This is a genomic window from Pseudomonas fluorescens, assembly GCF_902497745.1.
Lineage (GTDB): Bacteria > Pseudomonadota > Gammaproteobacteria > Pseudomonadales > Pseudomonadaceae > Aquipseudomonas > Aquipseudomonas fluorescens_BM.
Window position 1 is genome coordinate 185,449 of record NZ_CABVHJ010000011.1, and the last position, 16,351, is coordinate 201,799.

Here is a 16,351-nt window from a genome sequence, read left to right on the forward strand (position 1 = left end):
AGTGGTCAGTAATAAACGCGTGATAACCAAGTGACTAGAAGATTTTCCTGATATGCAAACGTATGGAGAGAATCATGAACGCTATAGTTAAAAGGGCACACCTGTCCAGGCTGGCGGCGCTGAAAGCAAGGTCCACCGTGCATAATGCTGTTGATGCAGACCCGCCAGAGGCTGTTAAATTTCCTGCGCAAACACTACTTCCTGATCTGCGCATCCCGATTGCTTCTCTTAACGGTGATTTGGATTATGTGGTACCAAAGCCGGCAAGTGAGGACGACGATGATGCGTTTCAACCACAGATTCGAAGAGCAGGTACGACGCCGTGGCTGGACGTTGTTGATTTAGCTGATCCAGACCATCCGTTTATTATTCCCGGTGCGATCTCTGGTCGAGACTGGACGGTGCCTTACAAGATTCGACGCAGCTTGTTTAGAGAGGAGCTCACGCCTGAAACGCCTACCCAATGGGAGTTCCGATATGTTTTCTTTTCTGGCGGTATTAATGATGTTGCATCCGGTACCGCTACCTTCGCCATCGATCTTACACCGCCCTACAAAGTAAAAAACCCGCCCTCCGACCGAACCCCCGGAGCGCCTACATGGCCTGCCGATTTAGGGCCGAGTGTTCCCATTGATGAAGCCTACCTCGAAGGCAAAACCCATATCATCGTCAAGCCCGTGATTCCCGCAAACTACGATGTAACTGACGTTTACAGATTTTTCTTCGGGACTGCACCGGATCCCGGCCGCGATACTCCCGTGTTTAATGATGTACTGTCGACGGCTCAGGAAGCTGCAATTCCAGTCAAAGTGTTTGTCGATGCCGCTGAAGGACCTAATCAGCTTATTTATGTGTCCAAAGATCTGCCGGGAAATGAAGGGCGCCGATCAAACTTCAGTCAGCGTACCGTTCAACATGCCAAGGATCCCGATCCCGGTACGGTGGTGCCACCGATTGTCACGCTGGCAAACGGTACCAATGGCGACAACTTGATCGATCTCGCAGACACTCAGTTTGATCCTCAAGGTGTAGAGTTCAAGGTCAAAGTTCCTACTCCCAATGCTCCAGCGGATACAATTGCCGGCTTCTGGGCGGGGCAAGAGGCAGGCGCCGAACAGCGCGTGGGTACCAATACCGAACTGACGTTTTACGCCCCCTATGATCTGGTCAAGCAGGCATACGGCGATACCGATGGCATCGTTAAAACCAATGTCAGTTTCAATATGTTTCGTGGTGCCCGTCAGTTGGCTGACTCAAACGTTGAAATCGATGTTGATATTTCATATATCGGTCCGGATCCAATAACCATTGGTCTGGACGCGCCAACGCTGGAAACAACGGCGGGTACTGACAACGCAATCGAGGAGGGTGATTACGGAGATGAAGCCATTACTGCGACTATCAAACTTTTTGCTGCCCCACCGACAGAAGAAGGTTGGCTGATCGATCTGTTTTATGACGACATCCAGATTGGCGATCCCATTGCGTTAACAACAGGTCAAGAGGGCACGGACATAACTCGTGTCATTCCGTGGTCTGTTATTCAAAAGCAGGAAAGTGGGCCCAACAAGGTTCTACGGTATACCCTCTACACTCCGGGCGCGAACAACCCAACTCCGTCGAGACCGAGGGATATCCGGGTCGATCCATTCCCGATTGAAATGGCTGCGCCGATAATAATGGGGCTGGCGGGGGCGGTAAGAAGGATTGGATGCTCCACCTTGAACTTCCCTACGGAGACTATCCCAAATGATGGCACCGCGAGACGAAATCTGCTCGTTCGTGTAATGCCCAATACGTATACGGTCGATGGTGAAACCATTACTTTGAAGTATCAGGCATTTGAACAGGCGGACCCGCCGCAACCTATTCCCGGTACTGATGCAACGTCGACTTACCCAATCTCGGGGACATTTCCACCCGATGGTGTGATTATCAATATTGGTGATTACGATGAAGATTTCAAGCCGGCTCATATGCAAGTTGCCAGAGTGACTTATTCCATTTCCCGCGGTGCCGGTACTCCGACACCGGACTCGCTGCCTGCTGTGAACACACTGGATCTGGATGACAGTCAAGGTCGTTTTTGTGAGGAATTTATTCCCGTTCCAAGTCCATGATGGGTAATTGTGGGGGGGGCGATCGCAAAGTTTGTGACCGCCTCCCCCGGTTACTGACATCTGGTATTCAATCTTCTAGCCCAAAAGAGTTTTCGCCAACTAACTGAGGATAAGTCCTACATAAATTTATGAGTCTTCTCTATAGCCTTGCGCCCCTCCAGGAATGGCTACGACTGCCATTTCACCAGTCAGACAGCAGGTATTCACTATGCGGGGTAAGTCATTGTCGGGTCCAGGCCGTTTGCGGCGTTACATAGTTTTCAGCCCTTCGTTGTTGGCAATTTTGAGTGCCTGCGCCAGCGCGGCTCCGGTCGTGGGCCGCGAGGAAACAGTAAACGGTGGCACGCCGGAACGATGGGACCTTTCCCAGAACGCCACGCTGACGGTCAACGGCGCGCAAACGCTAGCCATCAACTCTGAAAATTCCACGTTGATCGTGAATCCTGGTAGCACAACGCAGCAGATATCGGCTCGCGAAGGGTCAACGGTCAATCTGAGCAATGCGACCGTTTCGGCTACCGGGGGCTTGGCGGCGGTCTTTTTAAGTAGCTCTCAAGCGACGATCGACAGCAGTTCGATTACCGGAAATCGTGTAGGACTCCAGGTGGTTCGCGATGCCAATACACAGGACGGCTCCAGTGTTTCTGTCACCAATGGCACGAAGATCACAGGTGTAACCGGGGGAGCGTTGGTCAGTGCCTTCAGCGTCCTGAACCTCAGCGATTCCGACCTTCTCGGCACCGGAGCCAGCAGCTACGGACTTCGGCTGAATAGCGGTCAAGCGACAGCCCAAAACAGCTCTATCATTGGTGGTCGAGAAGGCGTCGTCATCGATTCCGATCTCAATCAGGTTCAACCGGCGACGTTGAATCTTGAGAACACTACAGTGCAAGGCAAAACCGGCGCTGCCATTCTGGTCGACTTTGCCAACACCACAGATTCGACGGCGGCCATCACGTTGACCAACTCGCGCCTGCTCGCTGGCAACGGCACCTTACTGGATGTCCGAGGCGGGGCGGATGCCTCGCTGGTGGTCAACGACAGTACGCTCAATGGTGACATCGTCACGGAGCAGGGCAGCACCACAAAGTTGACTCTGCAAAACAACTCGAAGCTGACGGGTCAACTGCAAAATGTGGCCAGTGCCACGATCAATGACAGTTCTCAGTGGGTCCTGACGGGTAATAGCAGTATAGACCAGTTGAGCCTGAACAACGGTGGCTCGGTGGTCTTCGGGGCTACTGACGCCTTTTATCAACTCAACGTAACGTCTTTGTCCGGCAATGGCCGGTTTGTGATGGGCACCAACTTCACCACGGGTGAAACGGATGTGTTGAATATCACGGGCACCGCCCAAGGGACACACGAACTGCTGATTGCCAGCAGTGGTCTTGACCCTGCTAGCGGACAACCTGTCCGCGTGGTGCAAACCGCAGGCGGCGACGCTCGGTTCTTCATGAGCCGTGATGTCGATCTGGGGACGTATTCCTATGGTCTGGCGAAAATTGGCAACGACTGGATACTTGATCCCAGTACGCGGACCATCAGTCCTGGGGCTCGCTCTGTGCTCGCTCTGTTCAACACGGCCTCAACGGTGTGGCTGGGCGAATTGACTTCATTGCGCACGCGTATGGGCGAATTGCGCTTCAATGGTGGTCAATCCGGCGCGTGGGGGCGTACTTACACCAACAAGTACAACATCGCCGATGGCTCGGGTGTCGGGTATCAGCAACGCCAGAGCGGGTTTACTTTAGGGGCGGATGCGCCTTTGCCTGTGGGTGACGGGCAGTGGTTGGTCGGGGTGATGGCGGGTCAGAGTCAATCCGACCTCGATCTTGACGCAGGCACCTCCGGGAGCGTGGACAGCTACTATGTGGGTGGCTATGTGACCTGGCTGGATGCGCAAACCGGTTATTACTTTGACGGAGTATTGAAGGCGAACCGCTTCAATAATGATGCCAAGGTAGGGCTGAGTGATGGAACGCGGGCCAAGGGTGATTACCACAATTCCGGGGTCGGTGGTTCGGTGGAAATCGGTAAACACATCAGTCTTGCTGACGGAAACTTCCTGGAGCCCTACACGCAATGGTCTGCAGTGGTCATTGAGGGCAAGGATTATTCCTTGAGTAATGACTTGCAGGCAGAGGGTGATCGAACTCGTTCATTCATCGGTAAAGTGGGTGTCACTGCCGGTCGAAATATCGAACTGGATCAGGGGCGGACTGTACAGCCTTATATTCGACTTGCCTGGGCACATGAGTTTGCAAAGAACAATGAAGTCCAGGTGAATAACAATGTGTTCAATAATGACCTGTCCGGCTCTCGTGGGGAACTGGGTGCTGGCGTCGCTGTAGCGATAGCCAGAAGTTTCAGCGTGCATGCCGATTTCGAGTACAGCAACGGGCGCTACTTTGAGCAGCCCTTGGGTGCCAACATCGGGATTCGCTATATTTGGTGAACGAGGCAATAAAAAAGGAAGCAAAAGCTTCCTTTTTTTTGTTTGCCGGCACTATGGTTATGCAGCGATCGACCGAAATCCACGTAATTTCACGATGTCTCCCTTTGCTGAAAATCTAACTTCCAAGGTTAGTTCTTTCTCCACATCGTCGTCTCGATTCTCCACCACGACGTTGTTCAGGTTCCCGGAAAGAGTAGCGGAGTCAGGATCATAAGCGATAATAGCTGCCCCCGAACGCTGAGTATAAGTCACAGGCTTGGCTGGATCGCTGTTGTCGACAAATGTCAGGCGAACCTCATGGGATGTTGGTGTGAGTTCGTAGCTGTCATTCGGCAGTTTTTTGGAGAATGACAGGGTGATTTCTTTGGTCGTGAAGTCCGCTTTACGTTGACGGGCAAACATTACGTAGGCCTCACCATGCGGCAGCGGGAAGGTTTGCTCGGAGAGCTCAACCAGGCTTGCTTTAAACGGTTCTACGGCGTTGATTGTCCCTACACACTCACCTGTGCCGATCGCATTTCTACGTTTGAGAATTTTATTGATCATTTTTGCGGTCTCCATGTCATGACGAGATATCCCGTTATCAGGAAACTTTCGGGATGAGCTATCAGAACGCTAATGAGGCGGACTGTAAACTGTCAGACTTGACAGTTTACAGTTGGCAGGAAGTGTGATTTCCGAATTGGGTTATTGGCGAAGGTTAGTTCTTCATGGGGAAAGTGATTCAAACGGTTCAGGCTCCCGATCATCAGGTTAGCGGATCTGCGCCGCCCGCTTGGAAGGACGGTCTTGGTGGACAGTAAAATAATCAGCCAAACAGTCCCGCCGCGATATTGATTGAAAATCCCAAAATAGCCGTGTTGAACACAAACCCGATCAGTGATTGCGCCAAAACGATTTTACGAATGTCCCGAGTGGCCACGCCCACATCCGCTGTTTGCACCGCGACACCAATGGTGAACGAGAAGTACAAAAAGTCCCAATAGTTAGGCGTGGTCAACCCTTCGGCGAAGCGCAGCGCCGGTTCCTTGCCATCCCAGGTGTAATACAACCTCGCGTAGTGCACGCAGAAAATTACCCCGATCAGCAGCCACGAACCGATTACCGTCAGCGCGGTGAAACCGTAATGCATGAGTTTGCGCGTGGTTTCCAGATCCTTGCTGCCGGCCAGTTCGAAAGTGATGGTCGCCAGACTGGCCAGTGCGGCGATGCACACCACGAACAGTACCAGCCCGGCATTTTCGTCTTCGACTTCAGCGATGCGTTTGACGTCCGGGGCCTTGGCACGCACGGTCAGCCAGAACATCAGGATCAGGTAGGTCCAGACACCGGCGTTCCAGCCGATGAGGATTTTGCTGACGATGGAATCGGCGGGGGCCAATAGACCGGTAGCGAGGCCGAGGAGGGCGGCGGCGGAAAGGCGAGGGTGGGTGCGGGCGAGGAAGCGCATGAGGACTCGATGGGCCAGGGTGGTTCAGACACCTTAGCCCAGCGATGGAGGATATGACCACAGGCTCGAGTTTACGAAGATCCCTGTGGGAGCGAGCCTGCTCGCGAATGCGTCCGTACATTCACCATTGATGTTGACTGACCGGACGCCTTCGCGAGCAGGCTCGCTCCCACAGTTTGGATCAGTGGGGTTTGGTAAATCGTTGTACGAGCTTCATGACGACGACGAAGAAGACGGGGACGAAGATGACTGCCAGCGTCGCAGTGATCATCCCGCCAATCACCCCGGTGCCGATGGCTTGTTGGCTTGCGGAACTGGCGCCAGTGGCAATGGCCAGTGGCACCACGCCGAGAATGAATGCCAGCGATGTCATCACGATCGGCCGCAAGCGCAAACGTGCAGCCTGCAGCGTTGCATCGATCAGGTCATGGCCTTCGTCATACAAGCTCTTGGCGAACTCGATGATCAGGATCGCATTCTTCGCCGACAGACCGATGATGGTAATCAGACCAACCTTGAAGAACACATCGTTGGGCATACCGCGTAACGTCACCGCCAACACTGCCCCAAGTACGCCCAGCGGCACCACCAGCAACACCGAAGTCGGAATCGACCAGCTCTCGTACAACGCCGCCAGACACAGGAACACCACCAATAGCGACAAACCGAGGAGGATTGGCGCCTGGTTGCCGGACAAGCGTTCCTGCAACGACAGGCCGGTCCATTCCTGGCCAAGACCTTTCGGCCCCTGCGCCACCAGACGTTCGATTTCCGCCATGGCCTCACCGGTACTGTGCCCCGGCGACGGTTCGCCGGAAATCGCAATCGCCGGATAGCCGTTGTAACGGGTCAATTGCGCCGGGCCCTGAATCCAGTTGGCCTGCACGAACGCCGAGAGCGGCACCATGTGCCCGGTGTTGTTGCGTACATGCATTTTCAGCAGATCGGCGACCTGACTGCGTTGATCACCTTCGGCTTGCACGACAACGCGCTGCATGCGCCCCTGATTGGGGAAGTCGTTGATGTAGCTGGAACCCACCGCAGTGGACAGCACGTTGCCAATATCGGCAAACGAAACACCCAAGGCATTCGCCTGTTTGCGGTCAACGATCAATTGCACTTGCGGCGCTTCGGCCAGCGCGCTTTCGCGCACGTTCATCAGCACCGGGCTTTTTTCGGCTGCTGCGAGCAGTTCGCTGCGCGCCTGCATCAACGTCGCGTGGCCAAGACCACCGCGATCTTGCAAACGGAACTCGAAACCGCTCGATGTGCCGAGGCCATCCACGGGCGGTGGCAGCACCGAGAACGCCATGGCGTCCTTGATCTCGCTCAGCGCAATGTTGGCGCGATCGGCAATCGAGCTGGCGGCATCATCGCTGCCACGCTGCGACCAGTCCTTCAGCGTCGAGAACGCCAATGCTGCGTTCTGGCCGCTACCGGAGAAGCTGAAACCGAGAATCACTACACTGTCACTGATGCCCGGTTCGCCGGCGTTATGCGCCTCCAGCTGTTCAGCCACGGCCACCGTACGATTCTTGGTGGCACCGGGCGGCAATTGAATGTCGGTGATGGTGTAACCCTGATCTTCCACGGGCAGAAACGAGGAGGGCAGGCGCGCGAAGCACAGCCCCAGCCCGACCAGCAACACGACGTAGATCAGCAGATAACGGCCGCTGCGTTTCAACGCATAGCCAACCCAGCCCTGATAACGATCGGTCAGGCGCTCGAAGCGGCGGTTGAACCAGCCGAAGAACCCGGACTTCTCGTGATGCTCGCCCTTGGCAATCGGTTTGAGCAGCGTCGCGCACAATGCCGGTGTGAGGGTCAGGGCGAGGAATGCCGAGAACAGAATCGACGTCGCCATCGACAGCGAGAACTGTTGATAAATCACCCCGACCGAGCCTTGCATGAACGCCATCGGAATAAACACCGCGACCAGCACCAGGGTGATGCCGATGATTGCGCCGGTGATTTGCGTCATCGCTTTGCGCGTGGCTTCCTTGGGCGACAGGCCCTCGGTGGCCATGATCCGTTCGACGTTCTCCACCACCACGATGGCGTCGTCGACCAGAATACCGATGGCCAATACCATGCCGAACATGGTCAGCACGTTGATCGAGAAACCCAGCGCGAGCATGGTCGCGAACGTGCCCATCAGTGCCACCGGCACCACCAGCGTCGGGATCAGCGTGTAGCGCACGTTCTGCAGGAACAGGAACATCACCGCAAACACCAGCAGCATCGCTTCGCCCAAGGTGTAAACCACTTTGGTAATCGAGACTTTGACGAACGGCGAGGTGTCGTACGGAATCTTGTATTCCACGCCCGCCGGGAAGTAGCGCGCCAGCTCATCCATCTTCGCCCGCACCAGCGTCGCGGTGTTCAGCGCGTTGGCCCCCGGTGACAGCTGCACGCCGACGGCAGTGGACGGCTTGCCATTGAGGCGCGTGCCGAACTGGTATTCCTGACTGCCGATTTCCACGCGAGCGACATCGCCGATACGCACGGTCGAGCCGTCGCGATTGGCCTTGAGGACAATGTCGGCGAACTCTTGCGGCGTCGACAACTGACCCTTCACCAGAATGGTCGCGGTGATTTCCTGGCTGGACGGATTGGGCAGATCGCCGATGCTGCCGGCGGAGACCTGAGCGTTCTGCGCCACGATGGCTTGATTGACGTCAGCCGGAGTCAGGTTGAACGCGATCAGCTTCTGCGGATCGATCCAGATGCGCATGGCCCGTTCGGCGCCATACAACTGCGCCTTGCCGACGCCCTCCAGACGCTTGATCTCGTTCATCACGTTGCGCGCCAGATAATCACTGAGCGCCACGTCATCGAGCTTGCCGTCACTGGAGGTCAGGGTGATTAGCAAGAGAAAACCGGACGAGACTTTTTCGACCTGCAAACCTTGCTGATTGACTGCCTGCGGCAGACGCGACTCGACCACCTTGAGGCGGTTTTGCACGTCAACCTGCGCCAGTTCCGGGTTGGTGCCCGGTTGAAACGTGGCTTTGATCGTCGCGCTGCCGAGGCTGCTTTGCGATTCGAAATACAGCAAGTGATCGGCGCCGTTAAGCTCTTCCTCGATCAGGCTGACTACGCTTTCATCGACGGTCTGCGCCGAAGCGCCCGGGTACACAGCGTAGATTTCGATCTGCGGCGGGGCGACGTCGGGGTATTGCGCCACCGGCAACTGCGGGATGGCCAGCGCACCGGCCAACAGGATGAACAACGCGACGACCCAGGCAAACACCGGGCGGTCGATAAAGAACTGCGGCATAGAAAAGCGTCCTGCTTACTGACCAGAGGTCTGGGCAAGTGGAAGAGGGGTGTCGTCGATCTGCACGGTTTCGCCGGGACGGGCATGTTGCAGCCCTTCGATGACGATGCGGTCGCCGGGCTTGAGGCCGCCGGTGACGATCCAGCGATTGTTCTGCACTGCGCCGAGTTGTACCGGTTGCTCGGCGACGCGCATTTGTTCGTCGACGGTCAGCACCTGAGCAATACCGGCGCTGTCACGCTGCACGGCGCGTTGCGGCACGGTAATGCCGTTCTGGATGGTGGCCTGCTCCAGACGCACGCGGATGAAACTGCCGGGCAGCAAGTCGAGATCCGGGTTGGGGAATTCGCTGCGCAGGATGATCTGGCCAGTGCCCGGGTCGACAGTGATGTCGCTGAAGAGCAATTTGCCCGGCAGCGGATACAGGCTGCCGTCATCCTGAATCAGTGTGGCTTTGACCTGATCCTGGCCGACTTCCTGCAACTGCCCGGAGCGGAACGCGCGGCGCAATTCATTGAGTTCACGGGTCGACTGAGTGAGGTCGGCGTGAATTGGATTTAGCTGTTGAATCAGTGCCAGCGGCGTGGTTTCGTTTTGCCCGACCAGTGCGCCTTCGGTGACCAGTGCACGACCGACACGGCCGGAAATCGGCGCGGTGACGGTGGCATAACCCAGATTCAGTTTCGCCCGTTCGACGGCCGCCTTGTTGGCTGCAACGTCAGCGGCGGTCTGTCGGGCATTGGCGCGGGCGTTGTCGTAGTCCTGAGCGCTGATGGCCTTGTCGCCGATCAACTGGGCGTAACGCTGCTCCTGCAGTTTCGCCTGGAAGGCATTGGCTTCGGCCTTGCGCAGCGCGGCTTCGGCGCTGTCGAGGTCAGCCTTGAACGGTGCCGGGTCGATGCGAAACAGCACGTCGCCCTTTTTCACGTCGCTGCCTTCGCGGAAGGTGCGCTGCAAGACCACACCGGCCACCCGTGCCCGTACTTCGGCAATCCGTGGCGCGGCGATGCGGCCGCTGAGTTCGCTGCTGATCGTCAGGGGATGCGCTTCGATCGTCTCGATGCGCACCGTGGCCGGTGGCGTCTGATCCTCTGCCTTCGAGGACGAATCACAGGCGCTCAGCGTCAGCGCCATCGCGATCAGGCCGAGCCCGGCCAGCAGTTTGTTCGACATGTACAACCCCCAATATTGATGCCCGCATCCTACGGGCAGACGCCGAGATTAGCGGTGAAGCTTTGTAGGCGCTGTGTGAAATTGTGTAAGGGTTTTGCTCAGGGATGGGCGAGGGCGTATATCCTTCAGGTCTTGAAATTTATTGCGACAGATAGATAGCTTTCGCGAGCAGGCTCGCTCCCACAGGGGATCGCATTCCAAGTGTGGGAGCGAGCCTGCTCGCGAATGGGCCTTATCGGTCGCCACAGCACTTTCTGGATCACCCCATGCCCAACATCCTCCTGGTCGAAGACGACACCGCCCTCGCCGAACTGATTTCCAGCTACCTGGAGCGCAACGGTTATTCCGTCAGCGTGATCGGCCGTGGCGACCACGTGCGCGAGCGGGCACGGGTCAATCCGCCGGATCTGGTGATTCTCGACCTGATGCTGCCGGGCCTCGACGGGCTGCAAGTCTGTCGTTTGCTGCGCGCCGATTCGGCGACGTTGCCGATCCTGATGCTGACGGCCCGCGATGACAGCCACGATCAAGTACTGGGCCTGGAAATGGGCGCTGACGATTACGTCACCAAACCGTGCGAGCCTCGGGTCTTGCTGGCGCGGGTACGCACGCTGTTGCGCCGCAGCAGCCTCGGTGAACCGCTGACCGCCAATGACCGCATCCTCATGGGCAATCTGTGCATCGACCTGTCCGAGCGCACCGTCACCTGGCGCGATCAACCGGTCGAGCTGTCCAGCGGCGAATACAACCTGCTCGTGGTGCTGGCTCGCCATGCCGGCGAAGTATTGAGCCGCGACCAGATCCTGCAACGCCTGCGTGGTATCGAATTCAACGGCACCGACCGCTCGGTGGACGTGGCGATTTCCAAGCTGCGTCGCAAGTTCGACGACCACGCCGGCGAGGCGCGAAAGATCAAGACCGTGTGGGGCAAGGGCTATCTGTTCAGCCGTTCCGAGTGGGAATGCTGAGCTGATGTTTCGCATCCTGTTTCGCCTGTATCTGGTGACGATCATCTCCTACAGCGCGGCGATCTATCTGGTGCCGGATCTGGTGGTCATGGCGTTCAGGGATCGCTTCGTCACCTATAACCTCGACTATTCGCGCGGTTTGCAATCGCTGATCACCCGCCAGTTTCATGCGGTGCCCCATGAGCAGTGGCCGGCGCTGGCGGCGTCGATGGACAAGGATTTCCAGCCACTGCACATCGTCCTGGCGCGGATCGACAATGCCGAGTTCACCGCGATCGAGCAGGAGCGCCTGCGCCGTGGGGAAAACGTTGTGCGCATTGGCGATTGGGGCTGGCGTACCCTGGCGGTGACGCCGCTGGATGACACCACCGCGGTGCAAATGGTCGTGCCGCCGGACCCGATGGACGTCAATCTGTTGTACTGGAGCATCAACGTGCTGATCGGCGCGACGTTGCTGGCCTGCCTGTTGATGTGGCTGCGCCCGCACTGGCGCGATCTGGAGCGCCTCAAAGGCACCGCCGAACGTTTCGGTAAAGGCCATTTGAGCGAACGCACGAAGATTGCCCAGAGTTCCAACATCGGCAGTCTCGCCAATGTCTTCGACACCATGGCCGGCGATATCGAAAACCTGCTCAACCAACAACGCGATTTGCTCAACGCCGTGTCCCATGAACTGCGCACGCCGTTGACGCGTCTGGACTTTGGCCTGGCGCTGGCTCTGTCCGATGACTTGCCGACCGCCAGCCGCGAGCGTTTGCTGGGCCTGGTCGCGCACATTCGCGAGCTGGATGAGTTGGTGCTGGAGTTGCTCTCTTACAGCCGTTTGCAGAATCCGGCGCAACTGCCGGAGCAGGTCGAGGTGTCGCTGGATGAGTTTATCGACAGCATTCTGGGCAGTGTCGATGAAGAACTGGAATCACCGGAAATCGTCATCGACGTATTGCTGCACGGTCAGCTCGAGCGCTTCTCGCTTGATCCACGCCTGACCGCACGGGCGATCCAGAATCTGCTGCGCAACGCCATGCGCTATTGCGAAAAGCGCATTCAGATTGGCGTGCAGGTCAATGGCGAGGGCTGTGAGATCTGGGTCGATGATGACGGCATCGGTATTCCCGATGATGAGCGCGAGCGGATTTTCGAGCCGTTCTATCGGCTCGATCGCAGTCGGGATCGGGCTACGGGTGGGTTTGGTCTTGGTCTGGCGATCAGCCGTCGGGCACTGGAAGCGCAGGGTGGTACGTTGACTGTAGAGTCTTCGCCGCTGGGCGGGGCACGGTTCCGGTTGTGGTTGCCCACCACTGTCTAGCCTGCGAAGAACTCCATGTAGTAGTGAGCCTGCTCGCGAAAGCGTCGAGTCAGTCAATGCATACTTGGCTGACATACCGCCTTCGCGAGCAGGCTCGCTCCCACAGGTGGCCGGGATTGTTCAGACCAGTTCTGTGGATTGAATCAACCCAACCCCGGCACTTTGCATCCGCTCAATCGCTGCCGCCAGTGATCCATTCATATCGATCGCCCGGCACGCATCCAGCACCACATAAGCCTTGAATCCCGCCGCCCGTGCATCCAGCGCCGAAAACATCACGCAGAAATCCAGCGCCAGCCCCACCATGTAGACCGTATCGATCCCGCGCTCTTTCAGGTAGCCGGACAGCCCCGTGGTGGTGCGACGATCGGCTTCCAGAAAGGCCGAATAGCTGTCGATATCAGGATTGCAGCCCTTGCGAATGATCAACTGGGCATGAGGCAAGTCGAGTCCCCGGTGAAACTCGGCCCCTTCTGTCGATTGCACACAGTGGTCGGGCCAGAGTGTCTGCTCGCCGTAAGGCAACTGAATGACATCGTAGGGCTGGTGACCGGGATGACTCGAAGCAAAGGATGCGTGACCGGTCGGGTGCCAGTCCTGGGCAATGACCACCTGCGTGAACTGGCGGGCGAGCTGGTTGATCAGCGGCACAATCAGGTCACCTTCCGGTACTGCCAATTGGCCGCCGGGGGTGAAGTCGTTTTGAACGTCGATAACCAGTAAGGCAGATCGGGATGAATCAGGCATATTGGAGTCGTCCTTGGAAGAATACTGGCTCAGCATAGTGCAGGATCTAGCCGGTGATTAAGCGGCTTTTCAACAGTTTCGCCTTGTCTTCCAGTGCTAGCGCGGCGTCGTGTCCGATCAGCATCCACGCATGTTCACGCTCGGTCCAATAGACCACATTCATCTCACGCCGACGCTCATGGGCCAACGGCTGACTGCCGCTGTTCGAGCGGGTCACACACAGCGCCAATGGTCCACGCTTCGCATCCAGATAAACGATCTGCGCAATGGGCACGCCGTCGTACTCAAGCATTTGTGCCCGTTTGAATTCGGCACCCGGCAGCTTCAAAGTCGCTGGCGAAAGGTTCAGGCCAAGGCGTGCATCAATCGTGCGTAGTTGCGCGCGCTGCGCGGCTTCGTCGGTGGGCAGATGATCGAGCGTCTGCGGCACGTACAGGGCCATGTAATCGCCCACCAATGCGCGCCAGTTGTTCGATTGCGCGGCGTGCCAGCCGAGGAATAAGCGGTCGGCCAACACGCCACCCGCTAACAGCGCAGCGGCGGCGCCACCGATAAACCAGCGTCGGTTGAAGCCCGGACGCTGCGGCGATGGAATGGCATCCAGCCGCGCTTGCAGGCGATCCAGCGGCGCCTGTTGCGCCAGTTCGTCATAAGCCTTCTTGTACGGTAGATTGCTGCGGCCGAGCCATTGCACGCGCAGACTGAGCAACGAGTCCTCGGCAATGGCGCTGTCGAGTTGATGGCGATATTCCTGCTCGAGTTCTCCGTCGAGGTAGGCGACCAGTTGCTCATCCGAAGGTGTGTTCATGAGCGGTCTCCTTCGGTGGGTTTCGGCACCGCCTGCAACGGCGGGTATTCGGCGAGTTTGAGGCGGGCGGTGGCCAGACGGCTCATCACCGTGCCGATCGGTACTTGCAGGATCTCGGCGACTTCGCGGTAGGACAAACCCTCGACATAGGCCAGATACACGGTTTCGCGCTGGGTTTCCGGCAGCGCATCGACGCGGCGGATCACTTGCGCGGCCATCACGTGGGTCTGCGCGGCGTATTCACCATCGAACGCCAGTTGGCCATCGGCATCCACTTGGCCCGCGCCCTGACGCACGCGCCGAGCGCGCACTTCGTTGAGCCAGATCGAATGCAGAATGCTCAGCAACCAGCGATCCATGCGCGTGCCGGCCACATATTGAGCGGAACGTTCCAGCGCCCGCACACAGGTAGCCTGCACCAGATCCTCGGCCACGTGCCGGTTGCGCGACAGCAGCAAACCGTAGCGCCACAGTCGCGCCAGATGCTGTCCGAGTTCTGCTCTGAATGCCTGATCGTTGAAGATGATGGCGGCCCTTATAAGTGCTCAGGTTTTCGATGAATCGTTGATGGCTGCGGCCAGATCCTGGTATTCCTCGCAGGACATACCGCAAATCGATTTGATCTGCTGCAACTGTTCCTGCGCCAGATCGACGCGACCTTTGATCACATAGGCCTCGCCGAGGTATTCGCGTACTTGCGCGTACTGCGGATCGAGCTGCACCGATTGCAGGTAATAACCGATGCCCTCGTCGGTACGCCCCAGTTTGCGCGTGGCGTAACCGCGATAATTGAGGGCCTTGGCGGTGTTCGGTTGCTTGAGCGTGTCGAGCAGTGCCAGGGCTTCTTCGTAGCGACCGGCCTTGGCGAGGCGATAGGCGTAGTCGGTACGGTCAGCGTCCGGCAACAGGCTGCTGGTTTGCAGCACGCACTTCTGCGTTTTGCTGTCCCACACCTGGCCTTTCGGGCATTCGGGCTTCTGCACCTCTTCTTCATCACCGTTGGCCAAGGCCAAATGGCTGGCCATCGCTGCGACCAGCAGCAAAGGGGCGGCGAACATAACGGAACGGATCGTCATGGGCAAGGCTCCACAGGGGGTTATGTTTGACTTTGAACACCACAGCGTGAATTTTTATTCATTGCTTTATCAGTGACTGTTCAAGTTCAGCGTTAATTCAAGCGCTATGCTCGGGAGCGTCTGCCGTCGATCCGATGTTTTGTCGTGAGGAGAGTTGCCATGCCCAATCACGTCCATCACTCAGCCGCTAGCGGCTACAAAAGCGCTGCCGACACCTACGTCAAAGGGCGGCCGGATTATCCGCCACAGGTCAGCGAATGGTTGACCACGACACTGGGCCTGGATGGGTATAAAACGGTAATTGATCTGGGTGCCGGTACTGGCAAATTCACCGGGCGCCTGGTGGCGACCGGCGCGCAAGTGATCGCGGTTGAGCCGGTGGCGCAGATGTTGGAGAAACTCTCTGATGCATGGCCCGATGTGCTAGCCGTGAGCGGCACCGCCACCGACCTGCCGTTGCCGGATGCTTCAGTGGATGTGGTGATTTGCGCGCAAGCGTTTCACTGGTTCGCCAGTACTGAGGCGCTGACGGAAATCGCCCGGGTGCTCAAGCCCGGTGGCAAGTTGGGGCTGATCTGGAACCTTCGTGACACCCATGCCAGCTGGGTGCCGAAACTGGACGCCATCGTCAACGCGCTGGAAGGTGACACGCCGCGCTATTACACCGGCGCCTGGCGCACAGCGTTTCCGCACCAGGCGTTCGCGCCTCTGCAGGTCGAACGTTTTCACCATGGCCATACCGGATCGCCCGAAGACGTCATCTTCAACCGCGTACGCTCCACCAGTTTCATCGCCGCGCTGCCGGATGCGCAGCGGGTGCAGGTCGATGAGCAGATACGTGCATTGATTGCCGCAGAGCCGGCGCTGCGTGGCAGGGATGCGGTGACGGTGCCGTATGAAACCGCCGCGTTCGTCGCTGTGAAAAAAATCTGACATGTGGGAGCGAGCCTGCTCGCGAAGGCAAT

At 57.7% G+C, this 16,351-nt stretch carries 13 protein-coding genes; 5 read left to right on the plus strand and 8 right to left on the minus strand.

The window, feature by feature from the left end:
* Positions 1-74 precede the first annotated feature (74 nt).
* Positions 75-2,120 carry a hypothetical protein gene (locus F8N44_RS18550; protein ID WP_150651311.1) on the plus strand — a complete coding sequence of 682 codons (2,046 nt, stop codon included), beginning with the start codon at positions 75-77 and terminating at the stop codon, positions 2,118-2,120.
* Positions 2,121-2,328: 208 nt separating this feature from the next.
* The gene (locus tag F8N44_RS18555) at positions 2,329-4,578 is read left to right on the plus strand and encodes an autotransporter outer membrane beta-barrel domain-containing protein (protein ID WP_150651312.1); all 2,250 of its coding nucleotides are present in this window, start codon (positions 2,329-2,331) and stop codon (positions 4,576-4,578) included.
* Between the two features lie 57 nt (positions 4,579-4,635).
* Here the strand turns inward: F8N44_RS18555 and F8N44_RS18560 are convergent, their stop codons facing one another.
* From F8N44_RS18560 to F8N44_RS18575, 4 genes are all read right to left on the minus strand, one after another.
* Positions 4,636-5,124, minus strand: coding sequence for a hypothetical protein (locus F8N44_RS18560; RefSeq protein WP_150651313.1), 489 nt, complete (start codon positions 5,122-5,124; stop codon positions 4,636-4,638).
* A 262-nt stretch (positions 5,125-5,386) separates the two neighbouring features.
* Positions 5,387-6,028 carry a DUF1345 domain-containing protein gene (locus F8N44_RS18565; protein ID WP_150651314.1) on the minus strand — a complete coding sequence of 214 codons (642 nt, stop codon included), beginning with the start codon at positions 6,026-6,028 and terminating at the stop codon, positions 5,387-5,389.
* A gap of 181 nt (positions 6,029-6,209) precedes the next feature.
* Positions 6,210-9,308 (minus strand): efflux RND transporter permease subunit, encoded by a 3,099-nt coding sequence (locus F8N44_RS18570; protein ID WP_150651315.1) that lies wholly within the window; start codon positions 9,306-9,308, stop codon positions 6,210-6,212.
* 15 nt (positions 9,309-9,323) lie between these two features.
* Positions 9,324-10,481 (minus strand): efflux RND transporter periplasmic adaptor subunit, encoded by a 1,158-nt coding sequence (locus F8N44_RS18575; RefSeq protein ID WP_150651316.1) that lies wholly within the window; start codon positions 10,479-10,481, stop codon positions 9,324-9,326.
* A 266-nt stretch (positions 10,482-10,747) separates the two neighbouring features.
* Here F8N44_RS18575 and F8N44_RS18580 point away from each other — a divergent pair, with 266 nt between their 5' ends.
* Positions 10,748-11,449 carry a response regulator transcription factor gene (locus tag F8N44_RS18580; protein ID WP_007912171.1) on the plus strand — a complete coding sequence of 234 codons (702 nt, stop codon included), beginning with the start codon at positions 10,748-10,750 and terminating at the stop codon, positions 11,447-11,449.
* Positions 11,450-11,453: 4 nt separating this feature from the next.
* A complete protein-coding gene (locus tag F8N44_RS18585) occupies positions 11,454-12,755 on the plus strand; it encodes an ATP-binding protein (RefSeq protein ID WP_150651317.1) in 1,302 nt (433 codons plus the stop codon).
* 120 nt (positions 12,756-12,875) lie between these two features.
* On the opposite strand, the gene pncA is transcribed toward F8N44_RS18585, so the two are convergent.
* From pncA to F8N44_RS18605, 4 genes are all read right to left on the minus strand, one after another.
* On the minus strand, positions 12,876-13,502 hold the full coding sequence (gene pncA / locus F8N44_RS18590) for a bifunctional nicotinamidase/pyrazinamidase (protein ID WP_150651342.1): 627 nt from the start codon (positions 13,500-13,502) through the stop codon (positions 12,876-12,878).
* A gap of 46 nt (positions 13,503-13,548) precedes the next feature.
* Positions 13,549-14,310 (minus strand): transcriptional regulator, encoded by a 762-nt coding sequence (locus F8N44_RS18595; RefSeq protein ID WP_150651318.1) that lies wholly within the window; start codon positions 14,308-14,310, stop codon positions 13,549-13,551.
* On the minus strand, positions 14,307-14,792 hold the full coding sequence (locus F8N44_RS18600; RefSeq protein ID WP_160042518.1) for a sigma-70 family RNA polymerase sigma factor: 486 nt from the start codon (positions 14,790-14,792) through the stop codon (positions 14,307-14,309). Before F8N44_RS18600 ends, F8N44_RS18595 begins: the two co-directional genes overlap by 4 nt.
* Before the next feature lie 63 nt (positions 14,793-14,855).
* Positions 14,856-15,386: a tetratricopeptide repeat protein gene (locus F8N44_RS18605; RefSeq protein WP_150651320.1), complete on the minus strand. Its 531-nt coding sequence runs from the start codon at positions 15,384-15,386 to the stop codon at positions 14,856-14,858.
* Between the two features lie 159 nt (positions 15,387-15,545).
* Here F8N44_RS18605 and F8N44_RS18610 point away from each other — a divergent pair, with 159 nt between their 5' ends.
* Complete coding sequence (locus F8N44_RS18610) at positions 15,546-16,319, plus strand: class I SAM-dependent methyltransferase (RefSeq protein ID WP_150651321.1); 774 nt, start codon at positions 15,546-15,548, stop codon at positions 16,317-16,319.
* The last annotated feature ends 32 nt before the right edge of the window (positions 16,320-16,351 follow it).